Below are 22,979 nucleotides of genomic sequence, written 5' to 3' on the forward strand. Positions count from 1 at the left end.
GACGCATGTAGCGGGCTGAGAACGGCTGACAAAACGGCTGCGCTCACCACCAGGCGGGCGCAGTCGGCACGCGGTACGGCATGGAGCACTCAGACACTCCGGTTCTGAGTGCTCCGTCCACACACCTGACACTGCTCGCTACGGTGTTAGCCGCGCTTTGCGCTACATGCGTCGACAGCGGTGGCGACCGCTCGTCGTCGCGGACTGGTGAGCCGCCACCGGCGCTGCTACGGTACCCGCACAGGGGGGTAGCCCGGTCACGGAGTCCTACCCATGCACAGCGCAGCCGTTCTGACCCGCAATACCGTCAATGTCGACGCAGAGATCGCCTACTGGCGCGATGTCCATGCCGAAGGGCATCTCGGCGGTTACGCGTTTGCCGATTACGCCCGCCTGCTGATGCTGGGCTACGACATCTACCTGGCGTATCCGCGCGCCACCGAAGCGCAGCTGTACCGGGTACTGCAGGATGCGTACTACCAGGACCAACCGCTGCTGTCGGTGCCGTGGGACCAGGCGCGCTGGATCGTGCGCCATGCCTGGCAGCATCTGCAGGATGCAAGCGTGCGGCACTGAAGGCGCCTGCGTTTTGGCACAACGCAAGAATTTTGCAGGATGGACGGCAGCGTAGTTCGATCAAGAAGCGCGTGCTGCGTGTTGTGCTGAGCGCCCTATGCTCGCGATGACTGCACACCGCCACGTTGTTTGATTTGGAAGGGGATATCTTTCGCGAGCCGCATCAAATCAGGTCGGGCTGTAAGCGCGAATCAGCCGCCGTTTTTAAGCGCGCTGACACTACAAACGTCGAACACACGCTGGCACGATAAGGCTGCCGGCAACACCAACACCTGCACCACACGACGCCCTAAACGCGCGGCATGGCGAGCGCTCTACTCCGCGACGTCATCACCCCGGTAACAGCTGGCCGCGCAGCAGTGCGCGGCATCGTGGACAGCAATCAGTTCAACTGACCCATCGCCATCGCCTGCCGATCGATACGGTGCTTTTCGGCCAGCGCCTGCATGCCTTGCAGCGTCGAAGCGATCAGGCTCGCGTAACGCAGCCGCCACAGATTGGCGCGGTCGTCGTCGTCCTGTGTGCTGCCCAGCCCGTCCAGCACCTGCGGCAGGCGGCGATCTGCCAAGGCGGACGCGGCCAGATAAGGCTTCGGCGGTGCGATCACATCCACCGGCGCGCGCCAGTCGTTGGCGACGTGGCGGGCAATGCCGGCCAGGTGCGACAACTGATGCATGCCGATCAGGGTTTCGTGCAGCATCTCGCGGCACGCCCACTGCCACAGCGCCACCTTTTCCGATGGGTCCTGGGCGATTTCGGTCAGCGCCAGGTCAACCTTTTCGATACGTGTGTCGAGCATTGCTGAGCTCCGATGCTGCTATGCAACATAATTCACACCATACGCCGTGAGAATCAAGTGAGCCAGTCGTTTGGATACCGTCAGCGCGCCGATGCTCGACCCGGTTCACGCTTTACGACGACCGCCGGTCGGAGCGGCACGGCCGGCACCCTGACTTCCTGCCCATGCAGCCCAAGTACCGCTGCGTGATGCTGCAGTTCCCCGCCCGCGGTCACTCCCATGCGCCTTGCCGTCCTTGTGCCGCTGCTTGTGTTGGCAACCTGCGCTGCGCAGGCCGAGACCGCCAAGCCGCAGCTGTCGTCGCGGCAATGCGAGGTCAGCACCTCCTACGACGTGCTGGCCGATAGCGGCGGCATCTGGCTGCGTCGCAAGCAAGGCGCGCCACGCGAGATTTTCTTCCACGGTGGCGAGCTCAACGTGGACCGTCAGGCGCAACCGGTCAGCGCAGCCGATGCGCAACGGCTGCGCGAGCTCGAACAACGCACCCGCGCGCTGATGCCGGCGGTGACCTCCATCGCCCACTCGGTGGTCGACATCACCTTCGATGCGCTCGGCGGTGTGGTGCATGTGCTGTCCGGAAGCGCACGTCAGCAACGCAAGGTCGAGCAACTGCGCACCGGCGCGCTGGCACAGGTGGATGGCAGCCTGGGGCGTGGGCGCTGGGAGCAGCAACTGTTCGACGAGCGCTTCGAGGCCAGCGTCGAGGACGCGGCTGAGGATCTGGCCGGCAGCCTCACCCGCAGCGTGATGTGGACGGTGATGACCGGCCGTGCCGGGCAGCTGGAACGCCGTGGCGCGGAGCTGGATGCACGGCTGGAGCAAACCATGCAGCAGCGCAATCAGGTGTTGGAGACACAGGCGCAGGCGGTGTGCGTGCATGCGCAAGCGCTGTATGCCATCCAGCAGGCGCTGGAATACCGCTTCCAGGGCGAACAGTTGCAGATGCTGGAACTCAACACGCCCGTGCAGAAGGACGACGCGCCGGTGTCTGCCAGCGTGGTTGCCGCCGCGGCGCATTGAGCGCGTCGCCCGCGTGCTGGATTTGCTAATCCAGGACCATTGCCTGATGCGCCGCATCTTCTTCGGAAGAGCCACGCGCTAACGGAAAGTCGCGTGGCGATCGACCGCGTTTGCCCCATTGCTGCCTGGCGCAGCAGCCAGTTGCGTCACGCATCCGACACCGCCTGCGGCTGTTCCAGTTCCAGCACGATGCACAAAACGACGCACACACATACGCCCGATGCGGCCGCACCGGGCGTATCTGCTGTCGCAATCCACACTCACACGATGGCACCGAGCAGCGGGCACACATCTCCATCCGGCGCACCGTGAAGTGACCGCGGCAGTTCGCTTAAAGGGTGTGCACCACTCGTACTTTCGGCTGCCGAACGCGCCGTCAACAGGGGCTGACGAACACCGACCGGTCAACGGCCGCGGTTACTTGGCCAGATGCTGCTGCAACTCATCGCCCGCCTGACGGATGGCGGTGCGCACTGCCGGCACCTCGCTGAGCGCGTTGAGCAGGCCGTAATCGTGAATCAAGCCGTTGTAGCGGGTCACGGTGACGTCCACACCGGCCTGGTCCAGCTTGCGGCCGTAGGCTTCGCCTTCGTCGCGCAACACATCCAGCTCGGCGGTCTGGATCAAGGTCGGCGGCAAGCCCTTGAGCTGCTCCACGCTGGCCTGCAACGGCGAGGCATAGATCTCGCGGCGCTGCTTCGGGTCGGTGGTGTAGCTGTCCCAGAACCAACGCATCATGTTGCGGCTGAGGAAATAGCCCTGCTGATACTGCTGGTAGGAGCCGTTGTCGAACGCGGCATCGGTCACCGGCCACAACAGCACTTGATAGCGGAGTGCCGGCGTGCCGGCCGCCTTGGCCTGCAAGGCCACCGAGGTCGCCATGTTGCCACCCACGCTGTTGCCGACCACCGCCAGGCGCGTGCCGTCCACGCCAAGCTCGGCGCCGTGCTCGGCGACCCACTTGGTGGCCGCATAGGCCTGGTGGATGGCAACCGGATAACGCGCTTCCGGCGACGGGCTGTAGTCCACGTACACCGCTGCCGCGCCCGAGGCGCGCGCCAGATCGCGGATCAGCCGCTCATGGGTGGGGAAATCTCCCAATACCCAGCCGCCGCCGTGGAAGAACATGAACACCGGCAAGGTCTTGCCGGCGCTGCCCGGCGGCTTGACCACCACCAGGCCGAGCGGCTTGCCGTCGACGGTGATGGTCTTGCGGGTGACCTCGGCGGCCGGCAGCGTGGCGCCGGCCTGCGCGTCCACCAGTATCTTGCGGGCCTGCTGCGGGGTGAGCTGCTCCATCGGCTTGCCGCCGGAGGAGTTGAGCGCGTCCAGGAAGGCCTGGACTTTGGGTGAGGCGGCCGGTGCGCTGGAATCGGTCGGCGCGGCAAGCGCGCCGCCGATTGCCGACGCCAACGTGCCAACCAACAGCAACGATGCGTAGGGTTTCATGGGGATGTCCGGGGTGGGATCAGGCCAACGTCAGGGTGACGTCGATGTTGCCGCGGGTGGCATTGGAGTACGGGCAGACCTGGTGGGCCTTGTCGACCAACGCCTGCAGTTCGGCCTTGTCCATGCCCGGCACGGCGACGCGCAGTTCGACCGCGATGCCGAAGCCGCCCGGAATCTGGCCGATGCCCACGCTGCTGTCGATGCTGACTTCGCCTGGCAGCTTGAGCTTGTCCTGCGCGGCCACGGCCTTCATCGCACCGATGAAGCAGGCGGCGTAACCGGCAGCGAACAGCTGCTCCGGGTTGGTGCCGTCGCCGCCAGCGCCGCCGAGTTCGCGCGGGGTGGACAGCTTGGCGTCCAGTGCATTGTCCGAAGACACGGCACGGCCTTCGCGGCCGCCGGTAGCAGTGGCGTGGGCGGTGTAGAGGATCTTTTCGGGTGAGGCCATGGTGGTTCTCCTGAGTGAGCGCAGTGCGCGTTGAATAAATTGTTAGCGATTAAATAGCGTGCTACTTAGCGGATAGAGCGATTGGATGCGATGACCGACTTATCCCGCACCCAGGCTGGAGCGTAGCTTTTCCAGTTCCTGCTTGAGTTGACGCAGTTCGTCCAACGAGCAGGCCGAGGCGCAAAACACCTGCTCCGGCACGCGACCGGCCTTGCTGCGCAGCGCGCGCCCGGCATCGGTCAGCGCAATGATGACCTGGCGCTCGTCGCTGACGGCGCGCGTACGGGTGACCAGGCCCGCGCTCTGCAGCCGCTTGAGCAGCGGCGTCAGCGTGGCCGAATCCAGATACAGCCGCTCGCCGATCTCCGATACGCTGCGGCTATCGGTCTCCCACAGCACCAGCATCACCAGGTACTGCGGATAGGTCAGGTCCAGATCCTTCAACAGCCCGCGGTAGAGCTTGTGCATCGCCAGGTTGGCCGAATACAGCGCGAAGCACAGCTGGTTATCCAGTTGCAGCAAGGCGTTGGTGCGGTCGTTGGTGGCGGTGACAGTGTCCATGGGCTGCAATTTACATAGCGCACTATTTAATTGCAAGCTATTTTTTGTGCGTTTGTGATGGACTGCCGCGGCCATGTCGCCGCGAGTCCAGCGGTCCCTAGCGGCGCTATCGGTATCGGTATCGGCAGGCTAGGTCTTGGCATCGCTCGACGCGATGTTGTCGCGTTGGTTTTGCGGAGAGAGGCTACCTTGCACAACGCAGCCCGGCGGTCGCCGTCGCCTCGCCGTTTGATCGCTGCAAACACCGTCGCTGCCATGCCATCGGCCAGCACGGGACTGGGCAGGAACAGGTCGGTCAGCATGACGCTCGGCAGCATCGGCTGGGGGGTCGACGGGTCAGGGGTCGATAGGCAACCACGGCATCTCGTTCAACCACGCGCCGCCGCCAAACTTCCCCTACCCGCACTCTTCTTCGATGGCGCCGATCTTGTAGCGCCCCGGCGCAGGACGCGCGTGCGCGCTCACGCCCGATGCGCAGTCGCCAGATACTCCGCGCTCTGCATTTCGATCAAACGCGAGGCAGTACGTTCGAAGGCGCCGGCCAGGCGCTGGCCGCTGTACAACGCTGGCGGTGCGTCCTGCGCGGTGCAGACAAGATTGACGTGACGGTCGTACAGTTCGTCGATCAGGTTGACGAAGCGCCGCGCGGCGTCCTCGTTCATGCGATCGAAATGCGGAATGCCACCGAGCAACACGGTGGTGAATTCGCATGCGATCTCGATGTAATCGGCCGGACCGCGCGGTCCTTCGCACAGCGCAGCAAAATCGAACCAGGCGATGCTCTTGCCGCGCGCGCGCACCGCGATCTTGCGCGCTTCGATTTCGATATTGCCGACGCGTGCCTCGGCATTGCCGCTCAATTCGCTCCAGCGCTGCAGCAGCCAGTCATCGGCCTGCGCATCCAGCGGCGCGCGATACACCGGCGAGCGCGTCAACGCACGCATGCGGTAATCCTCGGTGCCTTCGGCATAGAGCTCGACGCAGAATTTCTGCAGCAGCCCGATCGCCGGCATGAAGCTGTCACGCTGCAAGCCGTTGGCGTAGAGGTTGGCCGGCGCGGTGTTGGAGGTGGTCACCAGGGTCACGCCCTCGGCGAACAGGCGCTCAAGCAGGCGCGCCAGCAACATCGCATCGCCGATGTCGGTGACGAAGAATTCGTCCAGCACCAGCACGCGCAGATTCTCGCGCCATTGCTGGGCGATCTTGGCCAACGGATCGCTTTGCCCGGCGTGTTCGCGCAACTGCTCGTGCACGCCGCGCATGAAGCGGTGGAAGTGCGTGCGGTACTTCTGTTTGATCGGCAAGCCGTCGTAGAACAGATCGACCAGGAAGGTCTTGCCACGCCCCACGCCACCCCAGAAATACAGGCCGCGCACCGGCTCGGGCTTTTTCCAGAACGCCGACAGCCGATCCAGCCAGCCGTCCTGCGCGCTGTCCACCAAGGCCTCGTGGATACGGTCCAGTTCCGCCAGCGCCGCCTGCTGCGCAGGATCGGCGCGCCAGTCGCCGCGTTGCACGCCGGCGGCGTAGCGCTGCGACGGGGTCATCTCACTCATTATGTTCTCCGCGGGCCGGCTGCTGCCCTGCCCGCTCAACGGCGCATCGCCAGGCGATACGCGTGGTCCATGCCGCGGTCAGACAGCGGCCGGCAACCAGCGCCGGACACCATGCTGGATCGCACCGCGCAGGTCGATCAATTTGCGGTGGAAGAAGTGGCTGGTGTCGGGCATGCGCACCAACTCGGGCTGCTGCTCCAGCGTGTCCAGCCAGGCGTACACCGCCTGCGGATCGACGATTTCGTCGGCATCGCCCTGGATCACCAACCACTGCTCCGGCGGCTGCATGTCGCTGAAATCCCAGCGCCCGGCCGGCGGTGCGATCGAGATCAGCACCTGCGGCGCGAGCGCACCGGCAGCACGCAACGACACATACGCACCGAAGCTGAAACCGCCCAGCCAGAGCGTGTCGCCCGGCCGCTGCGCGCGCACCCAATCGGCGATCGCGCGCAGATCGTCCTGCTCGCCGTCGCCATGATCGAAGCTGCCGGCCGAGGTCCCCACGCTGCGAAAATTGAAACGCACCACGGTGATACCGAGCTCGCGCAGCGCGCGCGCGGCCATGGTGACGACCTTGTTGTGCATGCTGCCGCCCTCGGTAGAGAGCGGGTGGCAGAGAATGGCCGTGAGCGGTTGCGCGGCAACGTCCGGCTCGGGCAGATCGACCGCGACATCTAGCGGACCGACCGGCCCATCCAGCGTCAACGTTGTGGATTCGGTGGGAAATGGGGGATTGGACATGCCTGCATAATAGCCGCCCCGCCGGCCGCGTTCATCGCCCTGCCTGCACACTTCGTTGCGTTGCCCATGCATTTTCTGCTGTTTGCCGTTGTCTGCAGCGTGTTGGTGTCGGTGTTGTTGAAGCTGGCACCGCGTCGCGAGATCGACGTGTTTCAGGCCATTACCTGGAATTACGCCACCGCCTGCGTGCTGGCCGTGGCACTGCTCAACCCCGCATTTTCCAGCCTGAGCGCGGCGACCACGCCGTGGCTGGCGCTGCTGGGGCTGGCGGTTGCATTGCCAGGCATTTTCCTGGTGCTGGCGCGCTCGGTGCGCGTGGCCGGCATCGTGCGCACCGACGTGGCGCAACGGCTGTCGCTGCTGTTGTCGCTGGCGGCGGCGTTTACCGTTTTCGGCGAGGCGGTCGGGCCCTGGAAGCTGGCAGGGCTGGGCGTCGGATTGCTGGCGATGGTCGGCATCGTGCAGCGCGCGCATGCACCGGCGACGGTCGAGCCCGCATCTACCACCGGCGCGCAGGCACGTGCGTGGCCCTGGCTGCTGGGCGTATGGGTGGGCTTTGCGCTGATCGATATCCTGCTCAAGACGATTGCGCTTTCGGGCACGACCTCACTCACTGCGCTGACGCTGTGCTTTGCAATCGCGTTCGGGTTACTGCTGTGCGTACAGCTGGTGCGCATGCGCCGCGGCCATCGGCTGCATCCGCGCAGCATGGCCGCCGGGCTGCTGCTGGGCGTGCTCAATTTCGGCAACATCCTGTTTTACGTGCGCGCCCACCAACAGCTGCCGCACAGCCCCGCCACGGTCTTTGCGACGATGAACATCGGGGTGGTGGCACTCGGTGCGTTGGCCGGTATCGCAGTGTTCGGCGAGCGCACCACGCGCTGGACGCGCGTGGGTCTGGGATTGGCGGTGCTGGCGATTGCGCTGATTGCCTGGGGCTCGCGCTGAGGGGCCAGTTGCCTAGTCACGTCGCGGCTGTCATCCGTACGCCACCGGCGCCCGCATGACAGCGTGCAAAGACTTCAACGCTCCCACTGCGGGAATGGGTCCTCCAGCAGTTGCCACTGCGCCGGACCCTGGCGCAGTTCGTGATCGCTGAGCAGACAGGCATCCAGGGCGGCGCGCGTGTGCGTCGTATCCATCTCCACACCGATCACGGCAAGCTCCTGGCGACGATCCCCCCATAGCGGGTGCCAGAGCCGCTGCATGGCGGCGTACTCGGTGGCATCGCCCACTTCATGCAGCTGCGGTAGCGGCGCGGTCCAGCATTGGGTCTGCTGCCGCTGCCAACCGATGTCGGTGTACGGCAGCGGCGTGATGCTGGTCTGCAGCCGCTCGCCGATCGATTGCGCATCCACGCGATGACGTGCGGCAAACCAGAAGCCGGCGGCATTGGTCTGGGTGGCGCCACCCACGCTGGACAACTCGCCCACCCAATCCATGCGGCTGGCCAACCAGAAAAATCCCTTACTGCGGATTACCTGCGGCAACCCGTTGTGCACCATGCGCGCAAACCGCTGCGGGTGAAACGGCCGACGTGCGCGATACACGAAACTGCTGATGCCGTATTCCTCGGTCTCCGGCGTGTGCTCACCGCGCAGTTCCTGCATCCAGCCTGGCGCCAGCTGCGCACGGGTGAAATCGAACCGCTTGGTATCGAGCAGTTGATGCAAGGGCACATCCCCGTGGGTCGCATCCACCATCGCCGCCTCGCGATTGAGCGCACGCAGCACCGCGCGCAGACGTTGCAGCTGCGCTGCATCGATACGGTCGCACTTGCTGATCACCAGCACATCGGCGAACTCGACTTGTTCGCCCAGCAATTGCACCAAGCCGCGCGTATCGTCCGGCCCGGCTTGCTGACCCAGCTCGGCCAGCGTCGTGGCCGAACCGAAATCCTCGAGAAAACGGCTGCCGTCCACCACCGTCACCATGGTGTCCAGGCGCGCGATATCCGACAGGCTGAAGCCATCTGCGTCGCGCACTGCGAAGGTCGCCGCGACCGGCATCGGTTCGGCGATGCCGGTCGATTCGATCAGCAGATAGTCGTAGCGGCGCTGCTCGGCCAGCCTGCGCACCTCCTGCAGCAGGTCGTCGCGCAGCGTGCAGCAGATGCAGCCGTTGCTGAATTCCACCAGCGTCTCTTCGGTCCGCCGCAATGCCGCGCCGCCGTCGCGCACCAGCTGCGCATCGATGTTGATCTCGCTCATGTCGTTGACGATCACCGCCACACGCAGGCCCTCTCGGTTGTGCAGGATGCGGTTGAGCAAGGTGGTCTTGCCGGCACCCAGAAAACCGGACAACACGGTGACGGGAAGACGCGGATCGCGGGTGGGGGACAGGGACATCCGGACAACCTCGGGGGAGTGAAGTGTTACTATATAACACTTACTCAACGAGACCGCGTCCATGCGTGCAACCGCTTCGTTACTGGATACCTCGGCCATCGCCTTGTCCGGCCTGTGCCTGCTGCATTGCCTGGCACTGCCTCTGCTGGCCGTTGCGCTGCCACTGCTGGGTGCCTGGAGCCGGGCCGAATGGGTGCACGTCGTGTTTGCCGCTGCGGCGGTGCCGCTGAGTGGTTTCGCGCTGTGGAGCACGCATCGACGCCACGCGCTACCGGCGCCGGTGTGGGTGTTGGCGGGCCTGGGACTGGCCGGCCTGGCATTGGGTGCCAGCGGCATTGCAGGCGGCACCCTGGAAACACCCATCACGGTCACAGGCAGCTTGCTCCTGGCCAGCGCGCATCTGCTCAATCTGCGGCTGCGCCGCAGCGCTGGGCAGTGTGAGAGCTAAACCTGCTGCGGCCCGGCCCGGCCCGGCCTAGACGGCGTTGTGGCCGATGGCGTTCAAACCGCGAGCAGGCGGTGCAATCACACGCGCTGATGGCCGTTTTGGCGGAGACTCGCCGCTGCAATCGCTGTACTGGCTATCGGCACGATGGCGTTTGCCGACGGCACTGCTGCACGCGCGCCTGATCGCAGGCATCGGTGACAACATACCTCCGTGATCCGGCATCACGGCATCACGGCAACGCATGTAGCTGGTCGCTGCATCCGCGCACCAGCACCGCCGCGACGACCGCGCCTCGGCGTCACCTACAACGAAAAGCCCAACAACACCGGGTCGTGATCGGAGCTGCGCCACGGGCCGGGCAGGTTGCGCTTGGCATAGCCAGCGTCGTCCATCGCATCGGCATTGACGTGCCATTCCACTGCGCCGCGCAGTTGCTTGGCCATCGCCGGGCTGAGCAGCGCATGGTCCAGGCGCCCGCTCATGCCGTCGTAGACGTAGCTGTAGGGCTGCTTCACCCCAGCCACCGCAAAGGCGTCTTGCCAGCCGCTGGCGCGCAAACTGCGCATCGGCGTTTCCATCGCGTAGGCGTTGAAGTCGCCCAGCAGCACGGCCAGCTTGGTCTGCGCGCCGGTGGGGTCGGTCTGCAGCCATTGGTGCAGACGCTTGGCCGATTCGGTGCGCGTGGCATTCCAGCACGCTTGGCCGTCCTGCTGGTCGGCATCGGCGCCGCTGGCGTTGCCGCAACCCTTGGACTTGAAGTGGTTGGCGACGACCACGAAGGTGGCGCCGCGGCTACTGCGGAAAGCCTGCGCCAGCGGCACGCGGCTATGGTTGTCGAACGGCCCGCCGGTCAGCGTGGCCGGCTTACCCACCGGGGTGACCTGCGAGCTGCGATAGAGCATGCCGACCCGGATCGCGTCCTCGCCCGGGCCGCTGGCGGTATCGACGAACTGCCAGTCTTTGTCTTTGCCGGCGGCGTTGAGCGCGGCCACCAGCTGCGCGACGGCCGCATCGGCGCCGTTGCCGTCGTTTTCCAGCTCCATCAGCGCGGCCACGTCGGCCTGCAACGGCAGAATGGTGGCAACCAGCTTGGTCAGTTGGGCCTGGAAGTGCTCGTGCGTGCGCGCGCCGCGCTTGGTCGGGAAACCACCGCCGCGGCCATTGCCGTTGAAGAAGTTCTCCAGATTGAACGAGGCAATGCGCAGATCGCCGCCAACCTGCGGCGCCACCGCCGTCGGCATGGCCGGCAGCGTGAGCGGAGTCAGCACCTGGATGCGGTACTGGCCGTCATAGCGCTGGTCGACGATGCCGTCGACCGACTTGAGCAGGCTGCCGCTACGCAGCACCGCCTCGGGTTGCAAATACGCCACCGTCTTGGGGCTGCGTCCGTTGCGCGCATCGTCCAGCAGCACGCGGCGGCGCGCGTTCTCGGTGTCGACCTGGGCAAAGGCCGGGGTGCCAGCGGCAGCCACTTCGCTCGGCTGCCACAGCCGCCCACCGAATGCGGCGACCAGCTCGCCGTAGGTGTCCAGACGGTCGCTACCGTTGAGCGTCAGCGCGGCGATGCGCACGTGCTCGCCTTCCAGCGCTTCCCAGTTGGCCGGCGGCCCGCTGAGCATGCGCACCGGCACCGGCTGGCCGCTGGCGAGCCGTTCGATGCTGCTGGCATCTACCGAGGTCAGACTCGCCTCGCCGCCTGCCGACACCTCGCGCACCGTGCCGATGATGCGGACGCGGTCGCCCACCGCCACCTCGGCATTGCCTGCACCGGTGACGAACAGGCCATGCGAGCGCCGCGGCTCGAAGCCGGGCTGCTGCACGAACAGGCCGGCCAGCCCGGCACGCGTATCGGCAGTGACGATGCCTTCCACGTCGACCACACGGCCGTCGTAGGGGCTGCGGGTGTCCTCGCCCTGCACGTCGGCAATCGACAGACGCTGCGGCGCGCTGTCGGCCGCGCTGCACAGCAGCGGCGCCAGCAAACCGATCACACCGAGCACAAGCAGCGGGCAACGCGACATCGAAACACTCCAGAAGATAGGTCAAACGCAAACGCCGCCCGGAAGGCGGCGCGTGAGGACGGGGCGCAGGAGCAGGCTAACAAAACGCTGGGAAGTGCTGCCAGATCCTGCGTCGACCGGTACATGGCGGACCGGCGGCACCCGGTGTGCACGTCGTCACGTTGGCAGACTCGTGCAATGAAGCGCGCAACGACCCGGCGAGCGAGCTCATCAGACGCACCCGCCACAGACGCGCCGCCACAGTGGACGCGGGCCTGTCGCCGACGCCGCAAAAGGTTATTTCAGATTGCCCAGCATCCAGTCGACCGTGGCGCGCACCTGTTCTTCGGTCAGCCCCGGGTTGCCACCCTTGGGCGGCATGATGCCGCCGTCCGGGCCGGTGTAGCCCTCGATCGCGTGCTTGTACAAGGTGTCCTTGCCCTGGGCGATACGCGCGTCCCAATGCGAGTGGTCCAGCGTCGGCGCCTTGCCCACGCCGGTGGTATGGCAGGCGGTGCACAGGTTGTCGAAGATGGTCTTGCCGTCGGTGGTGCCACCGTAGGCAGACTGCGAGGACGCCTTGGCCAGCGCTGCGGCCTGGGCCGCGGCCTGTGCGGCTGCACCGGTGGTGCCGGCATAGACCGCGCCCGCCGGTGCGATGCGCTGCTGCACGCGCTTGACGGCCGTCGGCGACACCTCATCGGGGATGGCACGCTGCAAATAGGCTGCCAGGGCGATCAGGCCCAGGGTGATGACTACAAGTAATCCGATCACCATCGAGAATTTTTTCAGGAACTCGAGGTCGTAATTCCGCACGCGCTCACCCCTGGCTGTTGGTCGAAGACCTCTGCTAACGCCGGAGTATAGAGCACAGTTCATGCCCGTCTGACCAGCGTGCATGACAGTTTTTGCCGCGATGTGCGCTGCGCCCTGGCCGGCTGTAGCCCCCGTGCGCGGGCGCGCTCGCGCCCGCCGACAAATTGCCGCAGTGCCGCATGGCATGTTGGTCTCTGCGAAGGGAATTGCGTATCATTCCCATCAACCCACGGTGACGCGCCTGCTGCCTCGCCCGGTCCCGTCAACGAGGAGTCGCCGCGATGAAGTCTTTCCTGCTGTCCTGCCTGGCCTTGGCCAGCATCAGTCTGTCCGCCCAGGCCCACGAAATCTGGATCGAACGCGATGGCAGCGGCCCGGTACGCATCTTCTTCGGCGAGCCAGCGCAGGAGACCCTCGACCACGGCCAGGACGAGATCAAGCGCGTGGTAAAGCCGAGCGTGTTCGGTACCGCCGGCAAGGCCGGTGCCCTGACGCGTGGCGACGACGTCCTGACCGCGCCGCTCTCCGGTGCCGGCGATGCGTGGCTGAGCGATGACAGCGTGTTCGAACCGTGGAAGGGCGAAGCCGGCGGGTTCGAGACGGTGAGCTATTACGCCCGTGCCGGACGCAGCACGCCAGCGGCCAAGCTCGATCTGGAGTTGGTGCCCACCACCGCCAACGGCAGCACGCTCACCGTGCTCTATCGCAACAAGCCGCTGCCCAAGGCCGAGGTCACCGTGATCGACCCGCAGAAGTGGCAAAAGACGCTGACCTCCGACGACAAGGGCCAGGTCACCCTGCCCAAACTGCGCGCCGGTCGCCACATTCTGGTGGTGAACAACAAGGAGCCGGTGACGCGTGAGATCGCCGGCAAGCAGGTGTCGATGGTGCATCACATCAGCACCCTGACCTTCGTCGCCGAATAAGCATCGCGTTAGGTCAACCACGCCTGTCGCCCGCCTGATGTCCAGTGCATCGCCCCTGTCGCTTCCGTGGTTCCGGCGCCCGTGGCTGGGCGTGCTTGCGCGCACGCTGGCGGCGATCTTCGGCGGCTACGCGCTGGCCAGCGCGACCAATCTCTTGCTTGCACTGGTCTTGCCGTTGCCGCGTAGCGAAGCGGTCTTGACCAGCATGCTGGTCGGCATCGTGGTGTGCGCATGTGCGCCGCTGTGGGCATTCGCCACCGCCAGCGTGTGGCGTGCCTGGGCCGGGATTGCGGTGCCGGCGGCACTGATGTTTGCGCTGGCCACCTGGCTGCAACGGGGTATGGCATGAAGCAGGGATTCCGCCAGTCGATGGCCTGGCTGCACACCTGGACCGGGCTGCTGGTCGGCTGGGTATTGCTGCTGATCTTCATGGGCGGCACGGCCAGTTATTACCGCGACGAAATCAGCCGCTGGATGCGCCCGGAGCTGCCCACCACCACGGTGAGCACAGAGGTCGCACTGCGCAGCGCCGAACGCTATCTGCAAACGCATGCGGCCGATGCGCTGAGCTGGAACATCACCTTGCCGGAGACGCGCAACCCGGTGGTGAGCATGTATTGGCAAAATCCTGCGCCCGCCGACGGCAAACCGGCAAGCCGCCGGCAACTGTATGGCAATGCCATCATCGACCCGGCCACCGGCAAGGAGATCGCCGCGCGCGACACGCTGGGCGGCGAGTTCTTCTACCGGCTGCATTTCGATCTGCATTATCTGCCGGTGCTGTGGGCGCGCTATATCGTGGGGTTCTGCGCAATGTTCATGCTGGTGGCGATCATCAGCGGCGTGATCACGCACAAGAAGATCTTCAAGGACTTCTTTACCTTCCGCCCGGGCAAAGGCCTGCGGTCGTGGCTGGATTTCCACAACGTCAGTGCGGTGACCGCGTTGCCTTACCACGCGATGATCACCTATACCGGCATCGTGACCTTGATGTTCATGTACCTGCCGTGGGGCATCAAGGCACGCTACGCCGACGATGAGATGCGCTTCTACGACGAGTCGGCCAACCGCGTAGCAGACACGCGGCAAGCGGCGGGTACGCGGGCGCCGATGCTGCCGTTGGAGCAGTTTGTGGAGCGTGCGCGCCGCGATCTGCATGGGGCCGACATCGGCAACGTGGCGGTGTCGCTGCCCAACGATGCGCATGCTGCCGTTGGCGTGAGCCAGTTGGCAGCAAAGCTGTCCACCACCGCGCCGTCCATGCTGTACGACGCAGTCAGCGGCGAGCGCCTGCAACGCAGTAGTGCGCCCGGTGGCGCGAGCGAAACACGCGGCGTGATGGTCGGCCTGCATATCGCGCACTTCGCCGGCCCCTGGTTACGCGTGCTGTTTTTCAGTTCCGGATTGCTGGGCTGTTTGATGGTGGCCAGCGGCGTGGTGATGTGGGCGGTGAAAGAACGGCCCAAGCATCTGAAAGCCGGCCGCATCGGGTTTGGATTGCGCCTGGTGGATGCACTCAATATCGGCACGGTGGCCGGCTTGCCGATCGCCTTTGCCAGTTTCTTCTGGGCCAACCGGCTGTTGCCGGTGACGCTGGAATCGCGCGCGGCGATGGAAGCGAACCTGTTCTTCGCCGCCTGGGGCACTGCGTTGCTGGCCGCGTTCGTGTGGCCGCGTCGCGCGATGTGGAGCTGGCAGCTGTATCTGGGCGCCGCCTTGTTCGCACTGGTGCCGCTCGTCAACGCACTGACCACCGACGTGCATCTGGGCGTCACGCTGCCGGCCGGGCAATGGGCGTTGGCCGGTGTCGATCTGGTGTGCCTGGGCCTGGGCGTGTGCCTGGGCATTGCCGGCTGGCGCCTGCAGCACTGGAAGGCGCCGCAATCGGCAGCCGCGCGCCGTGCACGCGCCGCCACGACTGCGACAGCGGTGCAAAACAACGTCCCTGTGCAGGAAGGCGCATGAGCGTGCTGCTGTTGCTGGCGCTGAATTTTTCCGGATTCGCCGCGCTGTGTCTGGCAATGGAAAAACATCAGCACGAGGTCCGTGGCCGCAGTCTCGGCACTGCCCGCACGAGGCAGCTGCGCATCGTCGGCTGGTTGCTGCTGTCGCTCACCTTCGGCATCGCCGTCCATGCACAAGGCTGGGGTATCGGCCCGGTGCTATGGCTGGGGACAGTGACCGCTGCAGCGGCACTGTTATCGCTATGGCTGCTGCCTTACCGGCGTGCACTGATCCTGCCGGCCGCGATGGCCGCCCCGGTGCTGGCCGGCATGGCGCAGCTGCTGGCCGGTTAAACCCGGTCGCGCTGTTTTAGCGGGGCACTGCACTGGGTTGCCGCGATTTCTGGTGTGCTGCGATTTCCGGTGCTTTCGCGCACGCGGCGTTGCCGGGCACGTGGACGCGCCAGGCAATCTTCAGGACATTGGTCACGCGCGTCTTTGCCGCATCGCAGCCGCAATGACATTGCGTGCGTTCGATGCAGGATCCGCAACTGCCGCGCGTCTGGCCGCTACACCGCTGTCGGCGGGTCGCCCCAACTGCGGCCATCGCGCGGCAGGCGTCCATCGTCGAGCACGCGCAGCACCTGATCGGGCTGCAGCATGTCCAGGAACACCGCCACGTTGACGCCATTGGGCGCGGCCATGCTGGGGAAGATCACGCCGGGAATCAGCGCCTCGCGCAGCATGTCGCCAAGCACCCAGCTGACCGGCTCGACCTTGTTGACCAGCGCCTTGCGCCAGTCGTCGGTCCAGTCGGCCCATAGCGCGTCCCAGCTTGCGTCGAGCAAGCGCAGGTCGGCCAGCGCAGGCAACGCGGCCGCATAGCTGACCAGCGTAAACGGCGGCAGGAACGGCGCCGCCTGCGCATATTCGGCGGCAGCGGTGTCCAGTTCCATCGCCAGATACAGCGCCGGCTGACCGAAGCGGTTGAAGCGCCCGCCCGATCGCGCGGCGCCCGCACCACTCAGCGGTTCGGCGGCCCAGCGCGGAGTGAAGGCGCGATACAGCGTGCAGTGCGCCGGGGCGCTCAGCCTCAACCCGCGGCCCCGGCGGCGACGGTGCGCAGATACGTCAGCGCATCATCGGTGCGGCCCTGCTTGACCACTTCCAGCAGCGTGGCGAATTCGAACGCAGGAATTGGCGTGTTTTTGAGATGGAACACCAGTTGGCGCTCGTCCGGCTGGATCTGCGCCATCGCCACCAACAGGCGCGACAGGTTGCGCAGCAGATCCTGCACGCGCGGACTCTCCGGGTGCACGCGCAGACTGTTGCGATGCACGCCGGCAAGCTCGGCCAACTCCTGCTGCGACAACTCCAGCAGGCCCGCCATGGCCGACGGCGAGAGGATGGTGCGATCGGGCGCGCGCAGCCGCTCGGTCAGGGACAGCGGATTGAGGACGGCGACCATGGCATGTGCTTCGATACGGAGTGCGCACAGTATATGCACAGTAATCCGCCTCCATCCAGCACAGCCAAATGCATAGTCAGCGCATCCTCAGGCGGGCGCGGCTGCGCCCACGGCGCGCAGGCAGAAGCCGCAGATCGCCTCCACCAAGTGCTCGCCCTGCTGCGGGTCGCCCCGGCTGGGGGCAATCGGCCCGACCAGAGCTTCGGTAAAGGCGCCGACGATGCAGGCCGCGGCCGCATCCAGCGACTGCTCGGGGAACTCTCCGGCCGCCACGCCTTCGGCCAGCAACTGACGAAACACCTCGCCAAACAGGCGACGGCCACGAATACGTTCGGCATCCACCTCGCTCTCCACTGGCTCGGCGATGAAGGCGTACGCGAGCGCCGGTCCGGCCAGCGCCCGTCGCACGAAGGTGGCGATGGCGCTGCGCAGGCGCTCGGCCGCGCTGGCATCGGTGGTGGCGATAGCGCGCAGGATGGCCATCTCGCGCTGCACCGCCGCGTCGAGAACTTCGACGAAAAGCTCGGCTTTGGAGGGGAAATGCCGATAAATCTGCCCGGTCGAGACCCCGGCGGCGGCCGCGACCGCAGTGATCGGGGCATTGCGATAGCCGCCTTCGGCGATCAGGGCGCGGGCCGCGTGCAGGATGCGTTCGCGATTGCCGGCCAGGCGTTCTTCCATCAGGGCGGAGCGTCGATAAGCCATGGTGTGATTCTGGGTTCAATAGTTGAATTTTAGTTCACTTTTTTGTCGCGGACCGCTAGGCTGCCCCACATACGCCGTGCGGCCCGCCCGCTCCCACCCGGCACGCCCCGATCCTTGTGGAGTCGCTCCATGCATGTGCCGTCCTTGAACTTCGAGCTTGGCGAAGAGATCGATCTGCTGCGCGAAAGCGTCGCAGCGTTCGCCAGCCACCATATCGCCCCGCTCGCCGCCGCGGCCGATCACGACAATGTGTTTCCGTCGCAGCTGTGGCGCCTGTTCGGCGAACAGGGCCTGCTCGGGCTGACCGTGGAAGAAGAATACGGCGGCAGCGGCATGGGCTACCTGGCGCATGTGGTGGCAATGGAAGAAATCTCGCGCGCCGGCGGCGCCATCGGTTTGTCGTACGGCGCGCATTCCAACCTGTGCCTCAACCAGCTGCGCAAGAACGCCACGCCCGAGCAGAAGCAGCGTTACCTGCCCAAGTTGTGCACCGGCGAGCATGTCGGCGCGCTGGCGATGAGCGAGGCCGGCTCCGGCTCGGACGTGGTGTCGATGAAGCTGCGCGCCGACGCGCGCGGCGACCGCTTCGTACTCAACGGCAGCAAGATGTGGATCACCAACGGCCCCGATGCCGACGTGCTGGTGGTGTACGCCAAGACCGACCCGGATGCCGGCGCACGCGGCATCACCGCGTTCATCGTCGAAAAGGGCATGCCAGGGTTTTCGACCGCGCAGAAACTCGACAAGTTGGGCATGCGTGGCTCCAACACCTGCGAATTGGTGTTCACCGACTGCGAGGTGCCTGCCGAAAACGTGCTGGGCACGCTCAACGGTGGCGTGCGCGTGCTGATGTCCGGGCTGGATTTCGAACGCGTGGTGCTGGCCGGTGGCCCGCTTGGATTGATGGCCGCGGCGATGGATGTGGTGTTTCCGTATGTGCATGAGCGCAAGCAGTTCGGCGAGCCGATCGGTACCTTCCAGTTGATGCAGGCCAAGCTGGCCGATATGTACGTCGGGCTCAATGCCTGCCGCGCGTATGTGTATGCGGTGGCGCGCGCCTGCGATGCGGGGCGCACCACGCGCCAGGATGCAGCCGGGGCGATCTTGTACGCTGCCGAAAAGGCGACCTGGCTCACCGGCCAGGCGATCCAGGTGCTGGGCGGCAACGGCTACATCAACGACTACCCCACCGGGCGCTTGTGGCGCGATGCGAAGTTGTACGAGATCGGCGCGGGCACCTCGGAGATCCGCCGTATGTTGATCGGCCGCGAGCTGTTCGAACGCACCGCCTGACGGAGCCACCATGAGCGTGATCACCAGCAAGCTGCAGATCAGCAGCGACAGCTTTCAGGCCAACGCCACGGCGATGCGCGTCGTGGTCGACGATTTACGCCGCACCTTGGCGCACACAGCGCTCGGCGGCAGCGAGGCCGCGCGTGAAAAGCACGTCGCACGCGGCAAGCTGCTGGTGCGCGCACGCATCGACGCGCTGCTCGACCCCGGCAGCGCCCTGCTGGAAATCGCGCCGTTGGCGGCGCATGGTCTGTACGACGATCAGGTGCCGTGCGCGGGCGTGGTGGCCGGCATTGGCCGCGTGTCCGGCGTGGAATGCGTGATCGTGGCCAACGATGCCACCGTCAAGGGCGGCACGTATTACCCGATGACGGTAAAAAAGCATCTGCGCGCGCAGGAAATTGCGCAACAGAATCGCCTGCCGTGCATCTATCTGGTCGATTCCGGCGGCGCATTCTTGCCATTGCAGGATGAAGTCTTCCCCGATCGCGATCACTTCGGGCGCATCTTCTACAACCAGGCCAACCTGTCGGCGCAGGGCATCCCGCAGATCGCTTGCGTGATGGGGTCGTGCACCGCCGGCGGTGCCTATGTGCCGGCAATGAGCGATGAAACGGTGATCGTGCGCGAACAGGGCACGATCTTTCTCGGTGGCCCGCCGTTGGTCAAAGCCGCCACCGGTGAAGAAGTCAGCGCCGAAGAGTTGGGCGGCGCCGATGTGCACACGCGCATCTCCGGGGTGGCCGACCATTTTGCCGATAGCGATCTGCAGGCACTGGCACGCGTGCGCGCGATCATTGCGCAGCTCAACTGGCGCAAGCCGGCTGCATCGTTGGCGCTGCAGGCGCCGTTGCCGCCGCGGCATACCGCCGACGAGCTGTATGGGGTGATCCCTGCCGATACGCGCAAACCGTTCGATGTGCGCGAAGTGATCGCGCGCATCGTCGATGATTCGCAGCTGGACGAATTCAAACCGCGCTATGGCAGCACCCTGGTCACCGGCTTTGCGCATCTGCACGGCTACCCGGTGGGCATCATCGCCAACAACGGCATCCTGTTTTCCGAGTCCGCGTTGAAGGGCGCACACTTCATCGAATTGTGCACGCAGCGCAGCATCCCACTGGTATTCCTGCAGAACATCACCGGCTTCATGGTGGGACGCAAATACGAACATGGCGGCATCGCCAAAGACGGCGCCAAGCTGGTGATGGCGGTGGCCTGCGCCAAAGTACCCAAGTTCACCGTAGTGATCGGCGGCTCGTTCGGTGCCGGCAATTACGGCATGTGCGGCCGTGCGTATTCGCCTAATTTCCTGTGGATGTGGCCGAACGCGCGCATTGGCGTGATGGGTGGCGAACAGGCCGCCAGCGTCTTGGCCACCGTGCGCCGCGACGGCATCGAAGCCAAGGGCGGCGCGTGGTCGGGCGACGACGAAGACGCCTTCAAGGCGCCGATCCGCGCGCAGTTCGAGCAGCAGGGCCATCCGTACTACGCCAGCGCACGGCTGTGGGACGACGGCATCATCGACCCGGCCGATACACGCCGTGTGCTGGGTCTGGGCTTGTCGGCGGCGTTGAATGCGCCGATCGAGCCAACGCGTTTTGGCGTATTTCGCATGTAAGCGGCAGCGTGTGCTGGCAGGCACTGCAGGTGTTGCCGGCTGCGCGCTGCTGTTGCTCCATCGCCAGACAGGTAGCGTTCGACCAGATGTCAGCATCACCTGTCCGTCTCCAACGCATGCATCGCACCTGCTGTCTTCGCACAACGACACATCCGCGCTTTTAATCGCAAGACTTTAATCGCACGACCGCCGGCCACGCTGGCGATGTGCAGAGACCGACCCGATGACACAGCACGACTCCATTGCCACAATACCGCAGCGGCCGTTCGACAAGATCCTGATCGCCAATCGCGGCGAGATCGCGTGCCGGATCATGGCAACCTGCCGCAAGCTCGGTATTGCCACGGTGGCGGTGTATTCGGATGCCGACCGCGATGCGCGGCATGTGCGTCTGGCCGACGAAGCGATCCATCTCGGCCCGGCACCAGCGCAACAGAGCTATCTGCGCGGCGATGCGATTATCGATGCGGCACGTGTCAGCGGCGCCCAGGCGATTCACCCCGGTTACGGATTTCTTTCTGAAAACGCGGCGTTTGCAGACGCCTGCGCGCAGGCCGGCATTGTGTTCATCGGCCCGCCTGCAAGCGCGATCCGCGCGATGGGCGACAAGAGCGCCGCCAAGGCGTTGATGGAACGTGCGGGCGTGCCGTTGACGCCGGGCTATCACGGCGACGAACAGTCCCCTGCGTTTTTGCGTGCACAAGCTGATGCCATCGGCTACCCGGTCTTGATCAAGGCCAGCGCCGGCGGTGGCGGCAAGGGCATGCGGCGGGTCGATACCAGCGCCGCGTTCGACGAGGCATTGGCCAGCTGCCAGCGCGAGGCGCAATCGGCATTCGGCAATGCGCACGTGCTGGTGGAGAAATATGTCGAGCGTCCGCGGCATATCGAGATCCAGGTGTTCGGCGATACGCATGGCGAGGTGGTGTATCTGTTCGAACGCGATTGCTCGGTGCAGCGCCGGCACCAGAAGGTGCTGGAAGAAGCGCCCGCACCCGGCATGACCGAACAACGCCGCGCGGCGATGGGCAAGGCAGCCGTGGATGCGGCGCGCGCGGTGGGATACGTCGGCGCAGGCACGGTGGAATTCATCGCCGGGCCGGATGGCGATTTTTATTTCATGGAAATGAATACCCGGCTGCAGGTAGAGCACCCGGTAACCGAGTTGATCACCGGCACCGATCTGGTCGAATGGCAACTGCGCGTGGCCGCAGGCGGGCCACTACCGCAACGCCAGGATGCGCTGCGTATCCACGGGCATGCACTGGAAGCGCGCCTGTATGCCGAAGATGCCGACCGCGGTTTTCTGCCTTCGACCGGCACCTTGCGCCGGCTGCAGTTGCCGGCTGCCAGCGCGCATGTGCGCATCGATGCAGGCGTGGAGCAAGGCGACACCATCAGCCCGTATTACGACCCGATGATCGCCAAACTCATCGTCTGGGATGTCGATCGCGCCGCCGCACTGGCGCGTATGCGCGAGGCGCTGGCACAGGTGCATGCAGTGGGCGTGACTACCAACAGCGCCTTCCTTGCGCGTCTCGTCGGCACCCACGCATTTGCGACTGCCGATCTGGATACCGCGCTGATCGAACGCGAACACGCAGCGCTGTTCGCCGATGCGGTGGTCCCGGACACCGCCTGGTGGTGTCTGGCGGCGGTGTTGATGACACACGCGTTGCCCAAGGCGACGCCGGACCCGGCCGACCCCTTTTCGCCGTGGCAGGACAGCGATGGCTGGCGCATCGGCGCGCATGCAGCGCACACCGTGCGATTGGAAGCCGCTGGCGAGCATCGCGAACTGGGCGTGCGTCGCCTCGCCGATGCCTGGCAGGTCACGCACGCAGGCACCACACACACCCTGCGCTACCACGCACACGACAACGCACTGCGGGTGGAATTGGATGGTCGCCAGTGGCGTGCGCACGCCTTGCGTGATGGCACCGCGCTGATCGTCAGTGATTCCACCCAACGCGCGATCTTCCATCACCACGACGCGTTGCTGGAGGCGGACCAGCCAGCGCACGACGCCGGCGGACTCACTGCACCGATGCCCGGCCGCATCGTGGCGTTGGTCGCGACAGTGGGGCAACCGGTCACTCGCGGGCAGGCGTTGGTCGTGCTGGAGGCGATGAAGATGGAACACACCTTGCACGCCCCAAGCGATGGCACGGTACAGGCGTATCTGGTGGCCGAAGGCGATCTGGTCGCCGACGCCGCCTTGTTGGTGGAATTCGTGTCCGCGAAAACGTAGACCCGCCCGG

Annotated in this window: 22 protein-coding genes, 1 other RNA gene and 1 pseudogene; 12 read left to right on the forward strand and 12 right to left on the reverse strand. The window is 65.6% G+C overall.

Translation table 11 applies throughout. The annotated features are described in order from the left end of the window. Nucleotides 1–80 precede the first annotated feature (80 nt). A non-coding RNA gene (locus tag ABQZ00_RS19360) (sX9 sRNA) lies at nt 81–152 on the forward strand. A 121-nt stretch (nt 153–273) separates the two neighbouring features. Then, a complete protein-coding gene (locus ABQZ00_RS19365; protein ID WP_055853597.1) occupies nt 274–576 on the forward strand; it encodes a hypothetical protein in 303 nt (100 codons plus the stop codon). Between the two features lie 382 nt (nt 577–958). Here the strand turns inward: ABQZ00_RS19365 and ABQZ00_RS19370 are convergent, their stop codons facing one another. After that, nucleotides 959–1,375 carry a hypothetical protein gene (locus ABQZ00_RS19370; RefSeq protein ID WP_055853599.1) on the reverse strand — a complete coding sequence of 139 codons (417 nt, stop codon included), beginning with the start codon at nt 1,373–1,375 and terminating at the stop codon, nt 959–961. A 181-nt stretch (nt 1,376–1,556) separates the two neighbouring features. Here ABQZ00_RS19370 and ABQZ00_RS19375 point away from each other — a divergent pair. Beyond that, nucleotides 1,557–2,395 (forward strand): annotated as a pseudogene (locus tag ABQZ00_RS19375) (DUF2884 family protein). A 417-nt stretch (nt 2,396–2,812) separates the two neighbouring features. On the opposite strand, the gene ABQZ00_RS19380 reads toward ABQZ00_RS19375, so the two are convergent. The 5 genes from ABQZ00_RS19380 to ABQZ00_RS19400 form a co-directional block, all read right to left on the reverse strand. Next, nucleotides 2,813–3,844 carry an alpha/beta hydrolase gene (locus tag ABQZ00_RS19380; protein ID WP_228324924.1) on the reverse strand — a complete coding sequence of 344 codons (1,032 nt, stop codon included), beginning with the start codon at nt 3,842–3,844 and terminating at the stop codon, nt 2,813–2,815. A 19-nt stretch (nt 3,845–3,863) separates the two neighbouring features. Next, entirely contained in the window at nt 3,864–4,292 is a 429-nt protein-coding gene (locus ABQZ00_RS19385) for an organic hydroperoxide resistance protein (protein WP_055853607.1), read from the reverse strand. A 99-nt stretch (nt 4,293–4,391) separates the two neighbouring features. Then, a complete protein-coding gene (locus ABQZ00_RS19390; protein ID WP_055853609.1) occupies nt 4,392–4,853 on the reverse strand; it encodes a MarR family winged helix-turn-helix transcriptional regulator in 462 nt (153 codons plus the stop codon). Between the two features lie 461 nt (nt 4,854–5,314). Continuing rightward, nucleotides 5,315–6,409, reverse strand: a complete 1,095-nt coding sequence (zapE, locus tag ABQZ00_RS19395) for a cell division protein ZapE (protein ID WP_115515017.1) — start codon at nt 6,407–6,409, stop codon at nt 5,315–5,317. Nucleotides 6,410–6,487: 78 nt separating this feature from the next. Then, nucleotides 6,488–7,150 (reverse strand): alpha/beta hydrolase, encoded by a 663-nt coding sequence (locus tag ABQZ00_RS19400; protein WP_323538441.1) that lies wholly within the window; start codon nt 7,148–7,150, stop codon nt 6,488–6,490. A 66-nt stretch (nt 7,151–7,216) separates the two neighbouring features. Between ABQZ00_RS19400 and ABQZ00_RS19405 the strand changes: the two genes are divergently transcribed. Next, the gene (locus ABQZ00_RS19405) at nt 7,217–8,098 is read left to right on the forward strand and encodes an EamA/RhaT family transporter (protein ID WP_323538440.1); all 882 of its coding nucleotides are present in this window, start codon (nt 7,217–7,219) and stop codon (nt 8,096–8,098) included. A 74-nt stretch (nt 8,099–8,172) separates the two neighbouring features. Here the strand turns inward: ABQZ00_RS19405 and ABQZ00_RS19410 are convergent, their stop codons facing one another. Next, a complete protein-coding gene (locus tag ABQZ00_RS19410; protein WP_311239440.1) occupies nt 8,173–9,498 on the reverse strand; it encodes a GTP-binding protein in 1,326 nt (441 codons plus the stop codon). Between the two features lie 61 nt (nt 9,499–9,559). On the opposite strand from ABQZ00_RS19410, the gene ABQZ00_RS19415 reads away from it, so the two are divergent. Next, the gene (locus ABQZ00_RS19415; protein WP_323538439.1) at nt 9,560–9,946 is read left to right on the forward strand and encodes a MerC family mercury resistance protein; all 387 of its coding nucleotides are present in this window, start codon (nt 9,560–9,562) and stop codon (nt 9,944–9,946) included. Nucleotides 9,947–10,248: 302 nt separating this feature from the next. Here the strand turns inward: ABQZ00_RS19415 and ABQZ00_RS19420 are convergent, their stop codons facing one another. Both ABQZ00_RS19420 and ABQZ00_RS19425 read right to left on the reverse strand, forming a co-directional pair. Continuing rightward, nucleotides 10,249–11,967 (reverse strand): ExeM/NucH family extracellular endonuclease, encoded by a 1,719-nt coding sequence (locus tag ABQZ00_RS19420; RefSeq protein ID WP_323538438.1) that lies wholly within the window; start codon nt 11,965–11,967, stop codon nt 10,249–10,251. Between the two features lie 276 nt (nt 11,968–12,243). Continuing rightward, entirely contained in the window at nt 12,244–12,762 is a 519-nt protein-coding gene (locus tag ABQZ00_RS19425) for a c-type cytochrome (RefSeq protein ID WP_055853623.1), read from the reverse strand. A 281-nt stretch (nt 12,763–13,043) separates the two neighbouring features. On the opposite strand from ABQZ00_RS19425, the gene ABQZ00_RS19430 reads away from it, so the two are divergent. Genes ABQZ00_RS19430 through ABQZ00_RS19445 form a run of 4 tightly spaced genes read left to right on the forward strand, consistent with a single transcriptional unit; the run spans nt 13,044 to nt 15,985 of the window. After that, nucleotides 13,044–13,688, forward strand: a complete 645-nt coding sequence (locus tag ABQZ00_RS19430) for a DUF4198 domain-containing protein (RefSeq protein WP_323538437.1) — start codon at nt 13,044–13,046, stop codon at nt 13,686–13,688. Nucleotides 13,689–13,725: 37 nt separating this feature from the next. Next, entirely contained in the window at nt 13,726–14,037 is a 312-nt protein-coding gene (locus ABQZ00_RS19435; RefSeq protein ID WP_115560965.1) for a DUF3649 domain-containing protein, read from the forward strand. Next, nucleotides 14,034–15,653 (forward strand): PepSY-associated TM helix domain-containing protein, encoded by a 1,620-nt coding sequence (locus ABQZ00_RS19440; RefSeq protein ID WP_323538436.1) that lies wholly within the window; start codon nt 14,034–14,036, stop codon nt 15,651–15,653. Before ABQZ00_RS19435 ends, ABQZ00_RS19440 begins: the two co-directional genes overlap by 4 nt. Beyond that, a complete protein-coding gene (locus ABQZ00_RS19445; protein ID WP_323521018.1) occupies nt 15,650–15,985 on the forward strand; it encodes a DUF3325 domain-containing protein in 336 nt (111 codons plus the stop codon). The genes ABQZ00_RS19440 and ABQZ00_RS19445 overlap by 4 nt, the downstream gene beginning before the upstream one ends. 215 nt (nt 15,986–16,200) lie before the next feature. Here ABQZ00_RS19445 and ABQZ00_RS19450 read toward each other — a convergent pair whose 3' ends face one another. From ABQZ00_RS19450 to ABQZ00_RS19460, 3 genes are all read right to left on the reverse strand, one after another. Then, complete coding sequence (locus ABQZ00_RS19450) at nt 16,201–16,728, reverse strand: RES family NAD+ phosphorylase (protein WP_055853633.1); 528 nt, start codon at nt 16,726–16,728, stop codon at nt 16,201–16,203. Further along, a complete protein-coding gene (locus ABQZ00_RS19455; protein ID WP_055853635.1) occupies nt 16,725–17,099 on the reverse strand; it encodes a hypothetical protein in 375 nt (124 codons plus the stop codon). Before ABQZ00_RS19455 ends, ABQZ00_RS19450 begins: the two co-directional genes overlap by 4 nt. Nucleotides 17,100–17,186: 87 nt before the next feature. Beyond that, nucleotides 17,187–17,804 (reverse strand): TetR/AcrR family transcriptional regulator, encoded by a 618-nt coding sequence (locus ABQZ00_RS19460; RefSeq protein WP_082473618.1) that lies wholly within the window; start codon nt 17,802–17,804, stop codon nt 17,187–17,189. Between the two features lie 129 nt (nt 17,805–17,933). On the opposite strand from ABQZ00_RS19460, the gene ABQZ00_RS19465 reads away from it, so the two are divergent. From ABQZ00_RS19465 to ABQZ00_RS19475, 3 genes are all read left to right on the forward strand, one after another. Continuing rightward, nucleotides 17,934–19,097, forward strand: a complete 1,164-nt coding sequence (locus tag ABQZ00_RS19465) for an isovaleryl-CoA dehydrogenase (RefSeq protein ID WP_055853639.1) — start codon at nt 17,934–17,936, stop codon at nt 19,095–19,097. Between the two features lie 10 nt (nt 19,098–19,107). Beyond that, complete coding sequence (locus tag ABQZ00_RS19470) at nt 19,108–20,718, forward strand: carboxyl transferase domain-containing protein (RefSeq protein WP_323538435.1); 1,611 nt, start codon at nt 19,108–19,110, stop codon at nt 20,716–20,718. A 223-nt stretch (nt 20,719–20,941) separates the two neighbouring features. Then, the gene (locus tag ABQZ00_RS19475) at nt 20,942–22,969 is read left to right on the forward strand and encodes an acetyl/propionyl/methylcrotonyl-CoA carboxylase subunit alpha (protein ID WP_323538434.1); all 2,028 of its coding nucleotides are present in this window, start codon (nt 20,942–20,944) and stop codon (nt 22,967–22,969) included. The last annotated feature ends 10 nt before the right edge of the window (nt 22,970–22,979 follow it).

Source organism: Xanthomonas sp. WHRI 10204, assembly GCF_040202875.1.
Lineage (GTDB): Bacteria > Pseudomonadota > Gammaproteobacteria > Xanthomonadales > Xanthomonadaceae > Xanthomonas.